Here is a 19179-nt window from a genome sequence, read left to right as displayed (position 1 = left end):
AGTACAAAAACTTCAACGCCCGGGAGACATCCGCATGGAACTTTACTTTTCGCCGCTCGCGTGTTCGCTTGCCACGCGCATTTCGCTCTACGAGGCCGGCGTGCACGCGCGCTTTGTCGAAGTGGATACGAAGTCGAAGCGGTTGCGTGACGGCACCGATTTCTACCCCATCAATCCGCTCGGCCAGGTACCGGTGCTCCGTACCGACGAAGGCTGGCTGCTACGAGAAAACACCGCGATCCTGCCGTATGTCGCCGATGCGTTTCCGGCCGCGCAACTCGCGCCGAAATCCGGCACCGCGCAGCGCGCAAAACTGCAGGAGTGGCTTGGATTCATCAGCACCGAGCTTCATAAGGGTGTATTCGTTCCGCTGCTCGATCCGCTCGCGACCGATGACGTGCGCAGCTATACGCTCAAGAGAGTTGCGCTGCGCCTGAATCTGCTCGAACAGCACCTACGTGAACGCGAATTTCTGCTGGACCACTTCACGGTGGCGGATGCCTATCTGGTCACCGTATTGAACTGGGCGCAATATAGCGGCGTCGAGCTCGCGGAGTGGCCGGCGGTGCACGCTTACTACGAACGCATCGCGCGCCGGCCCGCGGTGGCGAAGGCGTTCGCCGAAGAGTTCGCGTTGTATGCCGAGGAACAGCAGAGGCGCAATGCAGAGGCGGCGTGATTGAGGCGCTTGCCAGGTGAACGTCACGGCGGCCGCGGTCGCCGCCTGCCAGTTCGAGCGCAAGCTTCGCAGCAACGCTATCGCACAGCGCCCACGAAAACATCGACGGCAACGTCCATGACGCCGCCAGCTGCACCCGGCGCGTGATTCGCGGCGGGTCGTGGTCGAACGTGCCGTCGTTCGTGCGGGCGGCGAGCCGCGCCGCGGTGCCGGTCGGCGTGCGGCGCGGCTATTTCGGCTTCCGCGTGGTGCGCGAAATGCCGGCGGCCGATGGCGGGAAAGTGGCGAACGTGCAGTGAAATGGGGGCGTGGGCGTGGATATGAGGCCTGCCCCGCCCCGCTCACTTCTTCACGCGCCCGGCTTCAGCACGACCCGAAAGCGCGCTTTGCCGCTCATCATCCGGTCGTAGGCCTCGGCCGCGCGCGACAGCGGATACTCCTCGATCATCGGCTTCACGCCGGCCAGCGCGCTGAACGCGAGCGTTTCGGTCGAATCCGCCGCGGTGCCCGACGGCCAGCCCTGCACCGAATGGCGGCCCATGATGAACTGCGTGATCGGCACTTCGACCGGCTCTTCGGATACGCCGACCATGATCAGCTTGCCGTTCAGACCGAGGCCGCCGAGCGCCGCGCTCATCGCCTTGCCGCTCGTCGCGGTGGCCAGGATCACGCGCGCGCCGCCGAGCGCCTGCAACGCTTCGGCGACGTTCTGCGACGCGCTGTCGATGTAGTGATGCGCGCCCAGCTGCCGCGCGAGCGGCGCCTTGTCCTGGCCGCGCGCGATCGCCACCGTCACGAAGCCGAGCTTGCGCGCGTACTGCACGCCGAGATGGCCGAGCCCGCCGATACCGAGAATCGCGACCACGTCGCCGCCGCGCGCGCCGCTGTTGCGCAGCGCGTTGAAGGTGGTGATCCCCGCGCAAAGGAGCGGCGCAGCGTCGACGTCGGACAGGTCTTCGGCCATCCGCGCGAGCGCTTCCTGCGGCGCGACCATATATTCCGCGTAGCCGCCGTCGTAGCTGATGCCGGGAATCTGGCCGCGCTTGCACAGCACGAAGTCGCCATGCCGGCAATGTTCGCAATGACCGCAGTGGCCGCCGTGCCAACCCACGCCGACGCGCTGGCCGACTTGCCAGTCGTCGACGCGCGCGCCGAGCTTGTCGATCACGCCGGCAATCTCGTGACCGGGCACGCGCGGAAACTGCAGCCCCGGCCAGTGCCCTTCTTTCGTCATCGAGTCGCTATGGCAGATCCCGCACGCCTGGACCTTCACGAGCACATGTCCTTCGGGCGGTTCCGGCACTTCGCGTTCGACGAGTTCCAGCGGACCGCCGGCTTTCGCTACTTGCACTGCCTGCATCTTTCGCATCGCTTACTCCTTGGTAGGGAAGGAACCGTGCGGGATCGGTGAGCACGTCGCACGGGGACGGGAACGGCACAGCGATCGGCGCGCGCCCCGCCGTTTGGCGGCGGAAACGCGCGTCGGACAACCGGATAATTGTAGGACGTCGAAACGAAGGGATCACGCCCAACCCTTGCCCAGCCGCTCGATACTCTCGCGCGTCTCGCGCTCCAGTTGCGCGACCAGTTCGGCGGCCGGCAACGAGCGTGCGAGTCGCGCGGCCTGCCCCGCCCACTGCGCGCCGTAGCCCGTTTCGCCGCCCGCTTTGGCGGCCGCGTTCAGCGCCTTGCCCGCGTCGTAGGTGATCGGATAGGACGGCACGCGCGGCGCGTGCGGGTCCTCGCCGAGCGCGGTGAAGCGATTGACGATGCTGCGCGCCAGGCGCCCCGAAATCGCCGCCGTGAGGGTGGTCTGACGCGCGGCGTCGCCGAGCAGGGCCGCGCGATACGCGTCGTCGATCGAGGTCTCCGGACAGGCGACGAACGCGGTGCCCAGTTGCGCGGCCTGCGCGCCGAGCGCGAGCGCGGCGGCGATGCCGGCGCCGTCCATGATGCCGCCGGCCGCGATCACCGGCACGTCGAACTCGCTCGCGATCAGGCGCGTCAGCGCGAAGGTGCCCAGGCGCTCGTCGCGCTCGGTCGTGTCGAAGGTGCCGCGATGGCCGCCCGCTTCGATCCCCTGCGCGACGATCGCATCGACGCCCGCTTCGACCGCCGCGGCCGCTTCGTCGAGCTGGGTCGCGCTCGCCAGCAGACGGATGCCCGCGTGCTTGAGGCGGGCGATCACCGCATCGGGCGGCAAGCCGAAATGAAAACTCACGACCGCCGGCTTTTCTTCCAGCAGCATTTTCTGCATCGCTTCATCGGCGACGAAGCTCGTGTAAATCTCCGTGAGCGTTTGCGGCGGCGTCGCGTCGTATTGGCGAAATACCGGCTCGAGCCAGTCGAGCCAGGCGCGCTCGACGGCCGCATCCGACGTCGCCGGGCGATGGCAGAACACGTTGACGTTGAACGGCCGGGTCGTCAGCTCGCGGGTCTGCCGGATCGCGTTGCGCGCATTCTCCACGTTCATCGCGGCGACGCCGAGCGAACCGAGCGCGCCCGCGTTCGAGACCGCGGCGGCCAGCGCCGGCGCGGTGACGCCGGCCATCGGCGCCTGGATGATCGGCTTGTGGATGCCGAGGGTGCTCAGCAACGCTCGCTTACCGTCTTTGTTCGTTGTTTGCGCTGGAGTGCTCATGGTCGTTCACGATCCTCTACGTTAAGGATTGGGGTTGAGGCGGCGAAGGTCTCGGGCTCGAGCGGGTCGATCCGGCCTGTTGGACGACAGAATGTAATCCATTTTTGCGTGCGTCGCGGGCGCCGGTCGATCCTTGCGCAGCGCTCGACTTCGCAGGATTGATCCGTCCGCGAAAGATCGCGCGTGCCGGTGCCGATAACCGTACTAACCGGCACGGCGTTTACCGCGATACCTGACCCGGTCGGCAGGCGATCCGGTCAAATATACTGGCGGCTGTGCTGTTACAGTCCTGTTCAATTGAGCCACTCCAGTTCAAACGAGGTATTCATGGAATCAATGCTCGAGCGGCTTTCGGAATCGGTGGCTTCGGCGGAAAGCCTGGAGCAGCTGACGAGGCCGCTGCTCGAAATGCTGCAGATCGTCACCGGCCTGGAGTCGGTGTATCTGACCTCGATCGATGAAGCAGCAGGCATCCAGTTCGTCGACTTCGCGCGCAACACCGGCGAGTTGCAGATCCCCGAGGGCCTCGAAGTACCGTGGGCAGACACGCTGTGCAAGCGCTGTATCGAAGAAGGCTGCCGCTTCACTGCCAGCGTCAGTACGCTGTGGCCCGACAGCGACGCGGCCAAAGCGCTCGGCATCGAGACTTATGCGAGCGCGCCGATCTGCGCGAGCAACGGCCTTGTGATCGGCACGCTGTGCGCGGCCAGCAAGCAAAGCCAGATGATCGGCCCGCGCGCGCGCAGCGCGCTCAATCTGTTCTCGCGGATCATCGCCCAGCATCTCGAACGTGAACGCCTTCTGAAAGAACTGCGGCAGTCGAACGAGTACCTCGCGAAGTCCGCGCTGACCGATCCATTGACCGGCCTGCCCAACCGGCGCGCGTTCCTCGACGAACTGAACCGCCTGCTCGCGCGCGCCGCGCGAGACGGCGCGTATGTGATCGTCGGGATGATCGACCTTGACGGCTTCAAGAAGATCAACGACCAATACGGCCATGCGGCCGGCGACAGTCATCTGACCGCGTGCGCGCATCTCGTGCGCAGTGTCACGCGCGAGGGCGATATGGTCGCGCGGCTCGGCGGCGACGAATTCGCGTTCGTGAGCCCGGGCCCGCTCGACGCCGCCCAGGCGAACCGCAGCGCGGACGACATTCGCACGCGCATCGCCGCGGCGGCCGATGGCGCGAGCCTGTCGGGCCGCTACTCGGCGGACCCGATCTCGCTGAGCGTCGGCGTGGTCGCGGTGCACTTCGTCAGTGCGGATCAGGCAATCGCGCTCGCCGACGCGGCAATGTATGAGAACAAGCGCGACCGGCAACGCGCGAGAACCCGCGACAACGGTCAGCCAACTTCCGCCTGACACCGCAACATCGCAACACTGCAATGTGCTGCGCCGGCGGACCCCCAGGGTCCGCCTGTTTGCATGAAGCGCACGCGGCTCGCCTCCAGATGAGTACTCGCCTTCTTTGCGCACGGGGGGATTACCCTTATAAGCAGGGTCGATTCCGAAAAAATGTTCTCGACCCGCGCGCATTTTCATCACACTGATCGATTCGCGCCCGCCGGTAATTCTGTCTGATCCCGCCCTTCTGTCGTCCGGTTTCGCGCGAACCTGACTGATCGCGCGTCGCCGCGCAACCGGCGTTCCCGGAACGAATGTCTAATTCTTACCGGACCACGTCGAATCGGCCGATTTCGGGACTCCGAACGAATTCACCGTCCGGTACAAAAAGGCCGATCTCCTTCGCGAAAAGCGATCTCTGGAAAATTCCCGCTAATCGAGCAAGAAGCATCCAAATAATCCGACAAAGCCGGTATTATTCACCCCCATCGAACGGGCTGACGCAGTGACTTTTTCCGACTCACGAGTCGGCACAGCGCATCAGCCAGGCGACGCAAGTCGCCGTCTTCCTCGGAGAAACGGCCCGGCATGCCGGGCTCGCGGATCGTCATGGCCCCCGCGCCGTGACTCGCAACCTCCGGGCTCAAATCGTCGCGGCCAGCCGGCACTAACCGGCCAGCCGTGACGCGGCAGTAAGGCAGTCGTTCTCCGTTGTCACGCATCAGGCGAGTGGAACCTCATCGTTACCAGTCAGGAGTACTGGGTAATGGGTTCGCGCTCGTGTCGTCTTTCTGAAGCCCCGGCAAGCAATTGCCGGTTCTCTTTCAAAACTATTCCGGTGGAAACGCATTCGCGATGATTACACGACGTCAATTTCTCGGTTGCCTGACGGCTGTCGGCGGCAGCTATCTGATGAACGCATATGGACAGGTGTCCGGCACCTCGCCGGACGGCACCACGATCCCGTCGGCCTCGACCATCGTCGACAAGAGCGGCTCCAAGTGGACGGTCAAGGACGGCGTCATCTATCGCAACGGCAGCACCGTCGGCAATACGTATAACGTGTCGCTGCTGCTGTGGTACGGCGGCAGGATCTGGCACGTCGGCACCGGCGGACAGTTCTACGTGTGCAACGACGCCGACCAGTGGCTGCCGTGCAGCGATCCGCGCGTCGCGGTCGCCGCCACCGCGGGCTCGTTCTACGGGATGAACGGCCACTTCGACTACACGTACACGCCGGCCAAACTCATCTCGATCCTGAAGGACATGGGTTGCACGAGCTATCGGGTCGGCTGTACCGACGATCCGAACCAGATCTATGCGGTCTCCAAACTGGCGCAGGCGTTCCAGTCGAACGGGATGACGCTGCTGGTGCTGATCAACCATGGCATCTACGATTCGGTCGGCAATCTGTTTAGCAGCGAATCGGCCGCATACAACAGTGCGCAGCAGGCGGCGATGAACATCGCCAACGCGCTGAAGCAATACGGCGTGACGATCTACGAATGCGGTAATGAGCTGACGCGCCAGAACGACACGGTGCTCAACTTTACGTATGCCGGCACCAAGGTGGTCGACTTCAACAACCGCAATTGGCCGATCATGCGCGGCGCGATGCGCGGGATGATCGACGGCGTGAAGGCCGTGCAATCCGACGCGAAATGCGGGGTCAACTTCTGCGTCGCCGACATCGGCGCGTCCGACGCGCTGTGGGACGGCATGCAACCGGACGGCTCGGGCGGCTATCCGAAGGTGCGTTGGGACATCACGACCTGGCACAACTACGAGGTGTACGGCGATATCTTCAACATCGGCAGCGACGGCGCGGGCCCGGGCTTCGATCTGCCCGCCTATTGCAAGGCGCGCTATGGGGTGCCGTTCATCATCACCGAATGGAACACGGGTCCGGAGAAGAACGAGGACTACCGTGCCAGTTTCGTCACGAGCCGGTTGGGCAAGTACTACGGCGGGCGCAAGACGAGCAATGTTCAGTCGGTGATGTACTACGTGCTCGATAGCGGCGACCAGACCTACGGGATCATGGTGGACGGCAAGCCGATCAGCGCGCCGTATAACGCGTTCAAGAGTTTTGTCGCGAATAATCCGGACAATTGATTCGCGACGTGTAATCGACACTACTCGACGCGAAACACCTGCAACTGGACGCAGTCGGGGCGCCGGATACCCGACGCGACGAAGATATGGCGGCTCAGCCACGCATGTGCGGCCGATGTGGTTTCGAAGCGCGGCGTGGTGCGGAAGTACACCTGCTCCGGTGGCACGGGTTCGCCGCGGGTAATCCGCTCCATCACGTCGATGGGTCCGAACCGCACGCCGGTGTTGACGATGAAAAGATGCTCGCCGTTGTCGAGACGCGCTGCGTAGCGGGCGTCGAGCGTCGTGAAGCCGTCGGCGCGGATCAGTTGATAGTCCGCGCCGGCCGCGCAGATTTCGCCGGAAATCTCGCCGCGGATGGTGCCGCCGAGAATCGGCACGACGCGGCGCAATCCGTCGCCGGTGTCGCCGACCGTCACCGGTTGGCCGACTTCGATTGTGATGTCGGCGATATGGGTCAGAACGGGTTGCATGCGTGAGTCTCCTGTTTATACCGGGCTGCCAGGCGGTCCGGGCAAGCGTTTCGAACGTTTGATTCTCTATCAGGGGCCCTGATAATAGAAGAGGTACATGAAACGCCCGGTACAAACTCGGAGTGTGCGTGAGGCACGCTCAGGATCAAGCGCCGTCGGCCGGCGGCCCTGCCGCCACCACACACGCCCGCAGCGCCGCCGCGACCCGCTCGTCGAGCCGCCCCGCTGAGGGGTCGCCACGCAACGCCAGCGCCTGCTTCACGCTAACCACGCGCTCGGCGAGATACCGCCGGCCGCTGCCGATCGCGTCCTCGAACTCGTTGGCGCGCCGATTGATTTCCTGCGAATCGGCGCTGACCAGCAACACCGCGTGAGCCAGCACGACGTGCAACGGCGCGACCGCTGCTGCTGACGGCGACGTCGACGCCCCCTCCACCCGCCGCCAATACTGCGCGGTACCCGCGATCTTGCGCGCATCGTCCGGCGGCCCCCACGCCAGATTGAAGCGGCCGTCGCAAAACGAGCCTTCCACCGTCTGCCAATGCGTTCGCAGCCCGAGCGTGCCGAGCGCGTCGGCGATGATCGCGCACAGGTGTCGATAGACCGTCTCGGAGCGGTCGCCGACGGTGCCCCGCAGTGGATACGCAAGGCTCAGATTCAAAATGCCCGGCCCTTGCGGCACCAGCCCGCCGCCGGACATGCGCAGATACACCGGACACCCGCGTGCCGCGAATTCGGCGCGCGCACGCTCGAACTCACCGAAGCGCCGGTAACTGCGCGGCACCACCAGCGAAAGCGGCGCCTGCCAAAGATGCGCGACGCACCGCCCCGCCGCCGCCAGCGACAACAACTCCATCTCCGCGGCGAGCGGGTCGGCGCGGCCCACCTCGATATCGACAATCTCGAATGGCATAGGCATGAGCACGATAAAAGCGACCGCGAGTCCGGCCATGGCGACCCGGCCGGACCCTCGCGCAACGGTCGCCCGAGCTTGCGCGAACTCGCCCGTCAGCCGCCTGCGAGATGCCGCAGCAGCGCCGCGTTCACCTCGCTGGCCTTCTCGAGCATCGCCATATGGCCGGTCGCGTCGAACAGGATCACCTGCGCGCCGGCCGGCGCCCTCGCCGCCTGAGCGGACGGAATCACCCGGTCGTCCTTGCCCCACAACACGAGCACCGGTTTGTCCACGCCGGCGAGCCGGTCCGCCAGTATCGCCGATTGCCTGCCGTCCTTGAACAGCGTGCCGGCCAGCTCCGCCAGCAACGGCTCGATGCCGTCCATCCGCTTGAACTTGAGCAGATCGTCGATCATCTGCCGGCTGACCAGTTCGGGGTCCGCGAACAGCTGTTCCAGCACCGGCTTCAGCTCGCGCCGCGATTGCGCCTGCACGAAGCCATCGGTATAGCCGCTGTTGATCTCGCTGTCGAAACCGGCCGGGCTGACCAGCGCGAGACTGGCGACCTGCGCGGGCGCGCTGACGGCCATCTGCATCGCGATCGCGCCGCCCATCGAATGGCCGACAACGTGCACCGGACCGTTGACATGCGCCGCCTCCAGGAAGCCCCGCACGAAGTCGGCCAACGCATCGACCGAGGCGCCCGGCAACGCCGCCTGACTCTGGCCATGCGCGGGCAGATCGAGCGCGATCACCGGATGTTTGGCCGCGATCGCATCGAGGTTGAACAGCCAGTTGTTGAGGTCTCCTCCAAAACCGTGAATGAACAGCACCGGCGTGCCCTGTTCCGGTCCGCGTCGCGCATAGCGCACGCGAATGCCGCCGACGTCCACATAGTCGAACGCCGGCCCGCTGTCCTCTTCGTCGTCGCCGGCGGCCGGCACCTCGTATGCGGCGATGTAGGCCTCGATCTCGGCGTCGCTGACCTCGCTGTCGGCCAGCACGCCGAGCAGCGCCTTGACCGGCAGCGTGTCGCCGCTTTGCGCGACGATGCGGCGCAACAGGCCTGCGTCGGTCGCCTCGACGGCATTGGAGATCTTGTCGGTGTCCACGTCGAGCAGCGGCTGGCCGACTTCGATGCGCTCGCCTTCGGCCACCAGCCAGTCCTGCACGGTGCCCTCGCGCATTTCCAGCCCCCACTTGGGCATCACGATCGGGGTGATATACGTGCTCATCAGTGCTTGCCTCCTGTGCCGAGCGTGCGACGGACCGCGTCCACGATCTGCCCGGCGCTGGGAATATAAAGATCTTCGAGTGTCGGCGAGAACGGCACCGGCACATGCGGCGGCGCGACCATTTCGATCGGCCCCTTCAGCGCGCCGAAAATCTGTTGCGCGACCTGCGCGGAAATATCGGTCGCGATATTGCAGCGCGGGCTCGCCTCGTCCACCACGACCAGATGGCCGGTTTTCTCGACCGATTCGAGCACCGTGTCCATATCGAGCGGCGAGAGCGTACGCAAGTCGATCACTTCCGCGTCGATGCCGTCCTTCGCGAGCTGCGTCGCGGCCTCCAACGCGCGATGCACCATCAGCCCATAAGTGACGATCGACACCTGCTTACCGTCGCGCACGACGTTCGCCTCGCCGAACGGAATCGCATACGAGTTCTCCGGCACTTCGCCTTCGAAGCCGTACAGGTTCTTGTGCTCGCAGAAGATCACCGGGTCGTTGTCGCGGATCGCCTGGATCAACAGCCCCTTGGTGTCGTACGGCGTGCTCGGGCAAACCACCTTCAGCCCGGGGATGTGCGTAAACAGCGGCGTGAGCATCTGCGAGTGCTGCGCGGCCGCGCGAAAACCGGCGCCGACCATGCAACGGATCACCACCGGCGTCTCGGCCTTACCACCGAACATGTAGCGGAATTTGGCGGCCTGATTGAAGATCTGGTCGAAGCACACGCCCATGAAATCGATGAACATCAATTCGGCGATCGGCCGCATCCCGCAGGCTGCCGCGCCGATCGCAGCGCCCACATACGCGCTTTCGCTGAGCGGCGTGTCGAGCAGGCGGTCGCCGTGCTTCGCGTACAGTCCCTTGGTGACGCCGAGCACGCCGCCCCAGGCGTCTTTCTCGCCATCGGCGCCGGAGCCGCCGACGATGTCTTCGCCGAGCATGATCACGCTCGGATCGCGGGTCATTTCCTGGTCGATCGCTTCGTTGATCGCCAGCTTCATGCTGAGTTTGCGGGCCATGATACGGATTCCTCTGGATTCGTCGGGTTCGCGGGTCAGTACTTCACGTAGACGTCGGTGAGCAGATCGGCCGGTTTCGGCAGCGGCGCGGCCTTCGCTTCCTGCACCGCGCGCTCGATCAGCGCGCCGACCTCGTGGTCGATCGCCTCCAGCTCGGCCCGCGTGAGGACCTCGGCCTCGATCACCCGCGCCGCGAAAATCTTCAGGCAGTCGCGGTTCGCGCGGATCTCGTCCAGTTCGCCGGACGCGCGATAGGTCTGCGCGTCGCCCTCGAAATGGCCGTAAAAGCGCACCATCTTGCATTCGAGCAGCGACGGGCCGCCGCCTTCGCGCGCGCGGCGAATCACTTCGCCGGCGGCCTCGTGCACTGCGAAGAAATCGGTGCCGTCCACCGTGACGCCGGGAATGCCGAAACCGGCCGCGCGATCGACGTAGCTGTCGACGGCCGTCGCGTAGTCGCGCGAAGTCGCTTCCGCATAGCCGTTGTTCTCGATCACGAAAATCACCGGCAGATTCCACACGGCGGCCAGATTCAGGCTTTCGAGGAAGGTGCCCTGGTTGGACGCGCCGTCGCCCGCGAAGGTGATGCCGACTTCGCCCTTGCCGCGAAATTTGGCGGCCAGCGCGGCGCCGCAGATCAGCGGCGCGCCGGCGCCGAGAATCCCGTTGGCGCCCATCATCCCTTTCGACAGATCGGCGATATGCATCGAGCCGCCCTTGCCGTTGCAGGAGCCGCCGGTCTTGCCGTAGATCTCTTTCATCATGCCGATCACGTCGACGCCCTTGGCGATGCAGTGGCCGTGACCGCGGTGCGTGCTGGCGATCCGGTCGCCGTCGTGCAGATGGTGCAGGATGCCGACGCCGGCGGCTTCCTCGCCCGCATAAAGGTGCACGAAACCGGGGATGTCGCCGCGCGAAAAATCGACGTGCAGGCGTTCCTCGAACTCGCGGATGGTGCGCATCCGGCGATAACAGTCGAGCAGTTCGCGATGGCCCAACGGTAGCGAAGCAGATTGCGAAGTCATGCGTGTCTCCTGTGAAGGTTCTGATTTACAGCGGCGAAGGAAAAGGAGCGGGAGGAGCGGGGGCTGCGCCGGCGGCTTCGGCAGTGCCGTGCGGCGGGACGCCCGTCGCGAGAGCAAGACCGGGCCGCCCGCGCAACAGGCCGTGCAGCGCCGCATAGCGCAGGCAGGCGGCGACCGCGATCGAACGGAACGCGCGTTCGCGCAGCGTGATGCTCAGGTGATCGGTGGGGCCGAAGGTGATCTCGCGTTCGCCGTCGAGCGCGACCACGCCGTTGCGTTCGCGCACGCGTACCGGCTCGCCGTCGACCAACCGTTGCCAGCCGTAGACCGGCACCGGTTGCAGCAGGCCGGGGGCGATCGGCGCGTGTAGATGAAATAGCGGCGCGTGACCGGTGGGCGCGCCGCGTTCATCGCACTGACCCGGCTCGCTCGGCTGCGCCGCGCTCAACTGCACGTGCAGCCCTCCCGGCTCGTACCGCCCGAGCGGCGCCAGCAGCCCGCCGATCGACGACAGCCCGATCGCTTCCGGATCGGCAAAGGCCAGATAGACGGCCGCGAGCGAATCGGTGCGCCACAGCGCTTTGGCGCCGATGTAGTGTTCACGCGCGATCGCGACATCCACTAACGCGATGTCGTCGCGCACCGCCCCGCTCGCCGCCTTCAGCGTCACGTCGAGCCGTTTGTTGAAAGTCAGCGCCGCATCGGGCGCAATCCGGCCGGTCGCATATAGGCCCACCGCGAGCCCGGCCAGCGTGGCCTCGCGCAGTTCGGGGTACGCGTTGTTGGTGCCGGTGGACAGCCCCGCGATCGGCACCTGGCCGCACTCCCGCACCACCGCGCGGTGGGTGCCGTCGCCGCCGAGCACGACGATCGCCGCGACCTGCGCTTCGCGCATCAGGCGCGCGGCCTGGAACGTGTCGTCGACGCTCGCGGTGGTTGGCATCGCTAACCATTCCAGTTGCGGCCATGTATGAGACGCGCTCGCCGCCGCGCGTTCGCGGGCGAGGTGGCGTTCGAGCATCGGCTTCAGACCTTCGCGGTCCGGCATCATCAGCACGCGCGTCACGCCGCACGCGCCGAGCGCGGCCATCGCGCGCAGCACGATGTTTACGCGGTCGGCCAGTTGCAGACTATTGGCGTTGGCGACGACACGCCGGATGTCGCGAGCCGACACCGGGTTCGCGATGATGCCGACGAGCGGCGAACGATTCGCGCCAGCTTCGCGCATGCCTGTCTCCTGATCGGTGGATGCGGTCAGGCTTTTTGCAACAGGCATGCCAATGCGAAGGCCGGCGCAAATGCGGCGAAATGCAGCGAAAGCGCGGCGGAGATTACGTAGTTACCCTGAAGAACCGCCGCTGAAAAGCGTGCGGTCGACACGCGCTTGTGACAGGTGTCACAGCGGCGGTTGTATCGCGGTGGACAGGTGTCCCGGTGCGCTGTGGCAGCCGCGTACCGTCAATGGCCCGCGACCGTATCGCTGCGATTGGGCGACTGGATCCCATAGCGCGCCATCCGCCGATACAGTGTCATCCGGCTAATGCCGATCTGCCGCGCGACCGCGCTGAGGTTCCAGCCGGACGCGCGCAGGTACTGCATGAGCAGCATCGCTTCGGGCGGCAGCGTATGCGGATCGGTGACCGGAGGATGCACGGTGGCCGTCTCGCTTGCCGGCGCGCCGGGCGTAGGCGACGCAAGCGGCTCGGCGATCCCGTCGGGCAGATCGCCGGCCTCGATATGCCGATGGCTGCATACCGCGCGCGCATATTCGAGCGCATTGCGCAGCTCGCGCAAATTGCCCGGCCAGCGATGCCGGTGCAGTTGCGCGCGCGCCGCCTCGGCAAGCGTGAAGCCGGCCGCCCCTTGCGGCACCGCGAGAAACTTGTCGATCAGCCAGTCCAGATCGCTGCGTTCGCGCAGCGGCGGCAACACCAACCGCGCGCCGTTGAGCCGGTAATACAGGTCTTCGCGAAAGCCCCCGCCGCTGATCAGCTGATCGAGCGGATGATGGGTCGCCGAAATCACCCGCACGTTGACCGGCACCGGCCGCGACGCGCCGATCGCCAGCACCTCGCCCTCCGCGAGCACGCGCAGCAGCCGCGATTGCAGCTCTCGCGGCATGTCGCCGATTTCATCGAGAAACAGCGTGCCGCCATCGGCCTCCTGAATCAGCCCGCGGCGCGCCTTCGGCCCCGCGCCCGAAAAACTGTGCGGCAGATGCCCGAACAGCTCGCTTTCGATCAGCGTCTCCGGAATCGCCGCGCAGTTGACCGCGATGAATGGACCGTCGCGCCGCGCGCTTGCCTGATGCAGCGCCCGCGCGAAGTACTCCTTGCCGCTGCCGGTCTCGCCGTTGATCAGCAGATTGATCGGCGCGTCGATCAGCTTCGCGGCGCGCTGCAATTGCTGCGACAGCGCCGCATCGCCGCCGCACAGCGACGCCAGCGCCGACGGAATCGGCAGTTGGGTTTCGGCGGGCAGCCGCAGCATGGGCGGCATCACGCTCAGATAGAGCAGTTTGCCGCTGCCGCTGAGCCGGACGATGCGCTGCTCGCTCGGCCGCGAATAAACGAACCGGCCCAGCTCCTCCGCGCGCGCATCGAACAGCGTGTCGAAGCGCATCCCCAGCAACGCGACACCGCCGCCGCCCGCGGCGACGCGCGGCTCGGCCGTCAGCATCTGCTGCGCGCGGCGATTGTGGCCGACGATGCAGCCGTTCGCATCGAGCGCGATCAGGTACTCGGGATTGACGTCGAGAAATTCCGGGCCGGGGCTCAGCTTGAGGATCCAGTCCTGCCGGTGCCGGCGCAGAAAATAAGCGTCCTCGATCCGGCCCGCGTAGGTCCGCACCAGATGCAGCGCGAGCCTCTGGCTGTCTTTCGAGAGCGGCGAACTGAGGGCGGAAATGTCGAGGATCGCGTTCAGCCCGCCGTACGAATCGAACAGCGGCACCGCGGTGCAGGTCAGCGGGATATGGGTCGCATCGAAATGGTCGGCCTGATGCACGGTCAGCGCCTGGCCGGTCGCGAGCGCGGTGCCGACCGCGCAGGTGCCGGCGCCGTTCTCGCTCCATTCGGCGCCCAGATAGAGGCCCGCGCGACGCAGCCCCGCATCCGTGTTGGCGTCGCCGAGATAATCGACGGTGACGCCGTCGGCATCGGTCAGCAGTACCACGTAACCCATGCCGGCCACCTGGCCGTACAGCGTTTCGAGCCCATAACGGGCGATTCGCGCGAAGTCGTCGAGGCGTTGCTGATGCTCGCGCAACCGCGTTTGCGGCACGATGCGCGCCGCCTGCATTCGGGTCGGATCGAGGCCGTACTGGTGCACGCAGCGTTGCCACGAGCTCTGGATGATTGCATCGTGCATCCGGGCGGCCACCGGCGCTGCGCCGGCGGTCGTCAGCACCACGGTTTCGATGTGATCGCGTTGCCGCACGTCCATCGTTGTCTCCTGTGCCCGCCACATCAGACGGCGGACACGTTTGTACTTTTATCCGGGACCGGCGCGCCGGGCACGCGTCGCGCGCGCCCGGGTTATGCGAGGTCAGGCGTTAATGTACCATCACCGCGCGACTGTATTTGTAGGGGGAAACCGCCGGGAACGCGCCGTTTTGGCAGCGTCGACCCCGCCGCGGCAACAGCGCGGGTCCCGGTGCCGGCGTGATCGCCAGCGTCGCGCATCAACGCTTTTCCGGCAAAAACCAGTTCATCAGCAACCCGCAAATGCCGCCCGTCGCGACGCCCGATTCGAGCACGTTCTTCAACGCATGCGGCAAGCTCGTGAGAATCTCCGGCACCTGCGACACGCCCAGGCCCAGCGCGAGCGAAACCGCGATGATCAGCAGCGCGCGGCGGTCGAGGCGAATCCCCGCGAGGATGTTGATGCCGGACGCGGCGACAGCGCCGAACATCACCATCGCCGCGCCGCCGAGCACCGGTTCCGGCACCGCCTGCAACACGCCGGCCACCGGCGGAAACAGACCGAGCACGACCAGCATGCCCGCGATCCACAGACCGACGTGACGGCTGGCGATACCGGTCAACTGGATCACGCCGTTGTTCTGCGCGAACACGGAACTCGGAAACGTGTTGAAGAAACCGGCCAGCAGCGAGTTGACACCGTTCACCAGCACGCCGCCCTTGATGCGCCGCATCCACACCGGCCCTTCGACCGGCTCTTTCGAAATCTTGCTGGTCGCGGTTACGTCGCCGATCGCTTCGAGTGACGTGACCAGATAAATGATCAGCATCGGCACGAACAGCGGCCACGAGAAACCGAGGCCGAAGTGCAGCGGCGTCGGGATCTGCAGCAGCGACGCTTCGCGCGCGCCGGTGAAGTCGAGCCGGCCCATCAGGCCCGCCGCCACATAACCGACGGCCAGCGCGATCACCAGCGCGGTACTGCGCACCCAGACCACCGGCACGCGATTGAGCACGATGATCGTGCCGAGCACGAGACCGGACAGCGTGAGGTTTTCGACGCTCGCGAAGTTGCCCTTCGCGATCGCGCCATAGCCGCCGCCCATGCTGATCAGCCCGACCTTGATCAGCGTGAGGCCGATCAGCAGCACGACGATGCCGGTCACCAGCGGCGTAATGAGGCGCTTGACGAACGGCAGGATGCGCGACACGCCGATCTCGACGAACGAGCCCGCGATCACCACGCCGAAAATCGCCGCCATCACGGTTTCGACCGGGGTGCCCTGTTTGACCATCAGGCTGCCGCCGGCGATCAGCGGACCGACGAAGTTGAAGCTCGTGCCCTGCACGATCAGCAGGCCCGCGCCGAGCGGCCCGACGCGTTTGCATTGCAGGAAGGTCGCGATGCCGGACACCACCAGCGACATCGATACGATCAGCGTGGTGTCGCGGCTCGACACGCCGAGCGCCTGGCAGATCAGCAGACCCGGCGTGACGATCGGCACGAGGATCGCGAGTAGATGCTGGAGCGCCGCGACGAACGCGAGGGTCGGCGCGGGGCGGTCGTTCGGACCGTAGACGAGATCGTGGCTGGATTCGGCGGCGTCGGCGCTAGCGTCGCGCGCGGTAGCGGCGGGTGTGGCTGGTGTGGCGGGTGTAGCAGAGGAAGCGGATTGCACGGGCAGGTGAGTTTAGAGGAAAACCCGCGATTTTATCGTAGCCGCCGGGCTCGGCTGCGGCCCGGCATCGGCTGGGGAAACGCTCGCGGCGCTCGCCGTCGCGCTACTGCCACTTCGCGTTCTTGTGGCGATTGCGCCCGACCACGTCCCACTGCTTTCTCGCCTCCTTTTGCAGCGCCTTCGCGTGATCCTCATGCGGCTCTGCTTCGGATGCGTGAGCGACCTTGACGCCCCGCTTCGGGCGCCTGAACAGTTCGGCGAATCTCATTTCGACCTCCTTGCGCGGTAACGACGCCGCGAAAATCAGTGTACTCCGGCCGCTAACGCGCGGATCGCGCGTTGCCTTCGCGCATGACGATTCGCGCGTCCAGCCGTCCCGTTCAAGCCGCGTCGGCGGAGTCGAAGCGCGTGGCCAGCGACGCGGTCAACGTCGCGAGCGCCTCCAGCGCCCATGCGCGAGTCGCGGACGGCGCGCGCTCGACGTTCCAGTACACGCACAGCATGCCGGCCGGGCGCGGTTGCGCGCTGCCGACCGCGGTGAACTGCAGCGCCCGCACCCCCTCCTTAGCCAACGCGGCGCTCAGCGCGCCGGCCAGCCCGGCTTTCGCGATATCGCCGGCGAAGCGGCTTTTCGCGCCGCCGGGCGTCGCACTCAGCTGCCTCGCCAACTGTGCGTTAAGCGCGGGCGACAGCGCGATGCGCGAATTGATCTCCCGCGCGCCGGCGAGCCGTTGCCACGGCGCCGGCAATTGCACGCTGGCAAACGGTGCATTGGAAAGCAGGCAGGCGGACTTCAGCACCGCGCGCACGAAGTCGCGCTCCTGCCGGATCGCGCTCAGTTCGAGGCAAACGCCGATCAGCCGATGCAGGCTCGCGATCCGCTCTTCGATGCTGGCGCGCGCTTCGAGCGCCAACGCGTTGGTCCGCGTGCGCTGGATCAGCACGCTCACCAGATACGCGGCGCAGTCGGCGACGCCGGTCTGCTCGGCGGAAAATTCGCCGGGCGCGTCGCGGGCCAGCAGCAGCGAGCCCACCGGCCGCGTGCCGCCGACGAACACCGGCGTCGAGCAACAGGCCTGAATGTCCGACGCGACGCACACGTCGCGCCAGCGGGCAGCCCAGCGCCGGTCGCCCGCCACGTCGCTGCAGATGGTGCGCTCGCCCCGGTGGATCGCGCGGCCGCAGGTGCCGAACCAGGAATCGTCGATCGGCGCGCCGGGCAGCTTGTCGCGCAGCAACGGCGGCACCTGCTTGCCCTGGATCCGTTCGACCCGGCTCCTCGACTCGTCTGCCAGCACCAACCATGCGCGCAAGCCGTTGCCGAGTTCCGCGACGCAATCGGCGATCGCGTCCAGACACTCGTCGTACGGCAGGCCTCTCGCGATCATCTCGAGTATCAGCAAACGATACTGGCTCAGCCGGTCGGTCAAAACAGGGCTTGCCGTGCGCATGTTCGCTCTTGCCCCCTGGGACGAATGAAGGGCGGTGACGGTAATCGGTTGAAGGCTCGCTTGGGTGGGCATTCGTGTCGGTACTGGTGATCGGCGCAATAAAGTTTTACGCCGAATGAATGTTTTCCGCAGACAACAATCGGTCATTCGTCGCCAGATGTCTGTTGCGGTCAACCCCAACGCATCCGCGTTATGGCAAGCGGTCTTTGCCGGGTGGAAACACCTGCCAGCTGCCGTCGTCGTGACGGAAGAAAAACAGCCCGACGAGGCCGTCCGCGCGCCGCGCCTCGATGTGAATGCAACGCGTGCAGTTCGCGCCGGTGCGGCCGACTCGGGTCAGCCGCACCGGGGTCGCCGAGGTCAGCCATTTATCGACCAGCGACCGCAGGTTCCTCTTTGCCGTCTTCATCCACTGCTCCTTCGGGCTGCTTAACAGCTGCGCGCTGGCAGGTGGCACTGTCGTCGAGGTACCGGGGACGGCAGGCAAGGGAGCCCGCCGGGTAGCGTCGACGGCCACGCCGGGCTGGCCGGCGCGGCGCGTGCGCGAGCGTTTCGCTTACTTGCCGGCGGTGTCGGCGGGCGCCGCGAGTTGCCGGGTCCGCTTGACCGCGCTCGCTGCGCTCGCGGCGAGATCGTCGGCGGCGGTTTCCTGGGCCTGCGTGACCGCCTTCGTGACCGTGTCATACGCGGCGCTCGCCCGCTCCGTCGTGTCGCCGAGCGCGCCGATGAAGGCCTTCCATCCGGCGACCGCGGTTTCGCTGCAGGCCGGCGCCTGTTTCGCCAGATTGTCGAAATAGCGTTGCGCGTCGCTGCGATACGCGCTCAGCCGCGCTTGCGCGAGCGCCAGAAAATCCGCGCGCGTGCCGGCCGCGATTTCGTGAACTTCGCGCCAATAGGATTGGGTTTTTTCCAGCATGGGTTGCGAGCGGCCCGCCTGCTGCGCAAAGATCGTCTGCGGCGCGTTGGCGGCGAGCGCGTCGTGCGCGCGTTGCTGCTGGTCCGCGAGCGCGGCGTTGGCGGTTTGCAGGTTCAGCGCGATCAGCTTTTCGAGCGCGCCGGCCGTTTTGTTGAGGATTTCGAACGTCGTGTCGACGCCCGCTTTCTGCGCGGCGGCGAGATGTTGCGGGGTAGTACTGATCATCGATAACTCCATCGAGGGGCGGGACCAGCGGGCCGGGTGCGGTGCGCGGCAAAGCGGGAC

17 protein-coding genes and 1 pseudogene are annotated in these 19179 nt (G+C 66.2%); 4 read left to right on the top strand and 14 right to left on the bottom strand.

The genetic code is table 11. The annotated features are described in order from the left end of the window. Nucleotides 1–34 precede the first annotated feature (34 nt). Complete coding sequence (locus LJ656_RS07495) at nucleotides 35–679, top strand: glutathione S-transferase C-terminal domain-containing protein (RefSeq protein WP_230508635.1); 645 nt, start codon at nucleotides 35–37, stop codon at nucleotides 677–679. A gap of 95 nt (nucleotides 680–774) precedes the next feature. Next, a pseudogene (locus tag LJ656_RS07490) lies at nucleotides 775–978 on the top strand (SUMF1/EgtB/PvdO family nonheme iron enzyme); the annotation flags it as partial. A 50-nt stretch (nucleotides 979–1028) separates the two neighbouring features. On the opposite strand, the gene LJ656_RS07485 reads toward LJ656_RS07490, so the two are convergent. Both LJ656_RS07485 and LJ656_RS07480 read right to left on the bottom strand, forming a co-directional pair. After that, nucleotides 1029–2048: an alcohol dehydrogenase gene (locus LJ656_RS07485; protein WP_230508633.1), complete on the bottom strand. Its 1020-nt coding sequence runs from the start codon at nucleotides 2046–2048 to the stop codon at nucleotides 1029–1031. A gap of 153 nt (nucleotides 2049–2201) precedes the next feature. Beyond that, nucleotides 2202–3320 (bottom strand): NAD(P)H-dependent flavin oxidoreductase, encoded by a 1119-nt coding sequence (locus LJ656_RS07480; RefSeq protein ID WP_230508632.1) that lies wholly within the window; start codon nucleotides 3318–3320, stop codon nucleotides 2202–2204. A gap of 327 nt (nucleotides 3321–3647) precedes the next feature. On the opposite strand from LJ656_RS07480, the gene LJ656_RS07475 reads away from it, so the two are divergent. Then, nucleotides 3648–4682, top strand: a complete 1035-nt coding sequence (locus LJ656_RS07475) for a GGDEF domain-containing protein (protein ID WP_230508631.1) — start codon at nucleotides 3648–3650, stop codon at nucleotides 4680–4682. 837 nt (nucleotides 4683–5519) lie between these two features. After that, nucleotides 5520–6779, top strand: coding sequence for a hypothetical protein (locus tag LJ656_RS07470; RefSeq protein WP_230508630.1), 1260 nt, complete (start codon nucleotides 5520–5522; stop codon nucleotides 6777–6779). A 20-nt stretch (nucleotides 6780–6799) separates the two neighbouring features. Here the strand turns inward: LJ656_RS07470 and LJ656_RS07465 are convergent, their stop codons facing one another. The 12 genes from LJ656_RS07465 to phaP all read right to left on the bottom strand — a co-directional run bounded on the left by LJ656_RS07465 (nucleotide 6800) and on the right by phaP (nucleotide 19119). Beyond that, nucleotides 6800–7252, bottom strand: a complete 453-nt coding sequence (locus tag LJ656_RS07465; RefSeq protein WP_230508629.1) for a DUF3237 domain-containing protein — start codon at nucleotides 7250–7252, stop codon at nucleotides 6800–6802. A 145-nt stretch (nucleotides 7253–7397) separates the two neighbouring features. Continuing rightward, the gene (locus LJ656_RS07460) at nucleotides 7398–8165 is read right to left on the bottom strand and encodes a lipoyl protein ligase domain-containing protein (protein WP_230508628.1); all 768 of its coding nucleotides are present in this window, start codon (nucleotides 8163–8165) and stop codon (nucleotides 7398–7400) included. A gap of 95 nt (nucleotides 8166–8260) precedes the next feature. Then, a complete protein-coding gene (locus tag LJ656_RS07455; protein WP_230508627.1) occupies nucleotides 8261–9382 on the bottom strand; it encodes an acetoin dehydrogenase dihydrolipoyllysine-residue acetyltransferase subunit in 1122 nt (373 codons plus the stop codon). After that, the gene (locus tag LJ656_RS07450) at nucleotides 9382–10401 is read right to left on the bottom strand and encodes an alpha-ketoacid dehydrogenase subunit beta (RefSeq protein WP_230508626.1); all 1020 of its coding nucleotides are present in this window, start codon (nucleotides 10399–10401) and stop codon (nucleotides 9382–9384) included. Before LJ656_RS07450 ends, LJ656_RS07455 begins: the two co-directional genes overlap by 1 nt. A gap of 35 nt (nucleotides 10402–10436) precedes the next feature. After that, the gene (locus LJ656_RS07445) at nucleotides 10437–11426 is read right to left on the bottom strand and encodes a thiamine pyrophosphate-dependent dehydrogenase E1 component subunit alpha (RefSeq protein WP_230508625.1); all 990 of its coding nucleotides are present in this window, start codon (nucleotides 11424–11426) and stop codon (nucleotides 10437–10439) included. Between the two features lie 25 nt (nucleotides 11427–11451). Continuing rightward, nucleotides 11452–12654, bottom strand: a complete 1203-nt coding sequence (locus LJ656_RS07440) for an ATP-NAD kinase family protein (RefSeq protein WP_230508624.1) — start codon at nucleotides 12652–12654, stop codon at nucleotides 11452–11454. Nucleotides 12655–12884: 230 nt separating this feature from the next. Continuing rightward, nucleotides 12885–14870, bottom strand: coding sequence for a sigma-54-dependent Fis family transcriptional regulator (locus LJ656_RS07435; protein WP_230508623.1), 1986 nt, complete (start codon nucleotides 14868–14870; stop codon nucleotides 12885–12887). 238 nt (nucleotides 14871–15108) lie between these two features. Then, nucleotides 15109–16527: a uracil-xanthine permease family protein gene (locus LJ656_RS07430; protein WP_230508622.1), complete on the bottom strand. Its 1419-nt coding sequence runs from the start codon at nucleotides 16525–16527 to the stop codon at nucleotides 15109–15111. A 103-nt stretch (nucleotides 16528–16630) separates the two neighbouring features. Further along, a complete protein-coding gene (locus LJ656_RS07425) occupies nucleotides 16631–16795 on the bottom strand; it encodes a hypothetical protein (protein WP_178392161.1) in 165 nt (54 codons plus the stop codon). Between the two features lie 112 nt (nucleotides 16796–16907). Beyond that, entirely contained in the window at nucleotides 16908–17978 is a 1071-nt protein-coding gene (locus LJ656_RS07420; protein WP_230508621.1) for a GAF domain-containing protein, read from the bottom strand. Nucleotides 17979–18168: 190 nt separating this feature from the next. Beyond that, on the bottom strand, nucleotides 18169–18387 hold the full coding sequence (locus LJ656_RS07415; RefSeq protein ID WP_230508620.1) for a hypothetical protein: 219 nt from the start codon (nucleotides 18385–18387) through the stop codon (nucleotides 18169–18171). 147 nt (nucleotides 18388–18534) lie between these two features. After that, nucleotides 18535–19119, bottom strand: a complete 585-nt coding sequence (gene phaP, locus LJ656_RS07410) for a TIGR01841 family phasin (RefSeq protein ID WP_230508619.1) — start codon at nucleotides 19117–19119, stop codon at nucleotides 18535–18537. Nucleotides 19120–19179: the final 60 nt, after the last annotated feature.

Origin of the sequence: Paraburkholderia sejongensis (genome assembly GCF_020880815.1) — a bacterium.
GTDB lineage: Bacteria > Pseudomonadota > Gammaproteobacteria > Burkholderiales > Burkholderiaceae > Paraburkholderia > Paraburkholderia sejongensis.
This window is presented reverse-complemented; position numbering and strand designations above follow the sequence as displayed.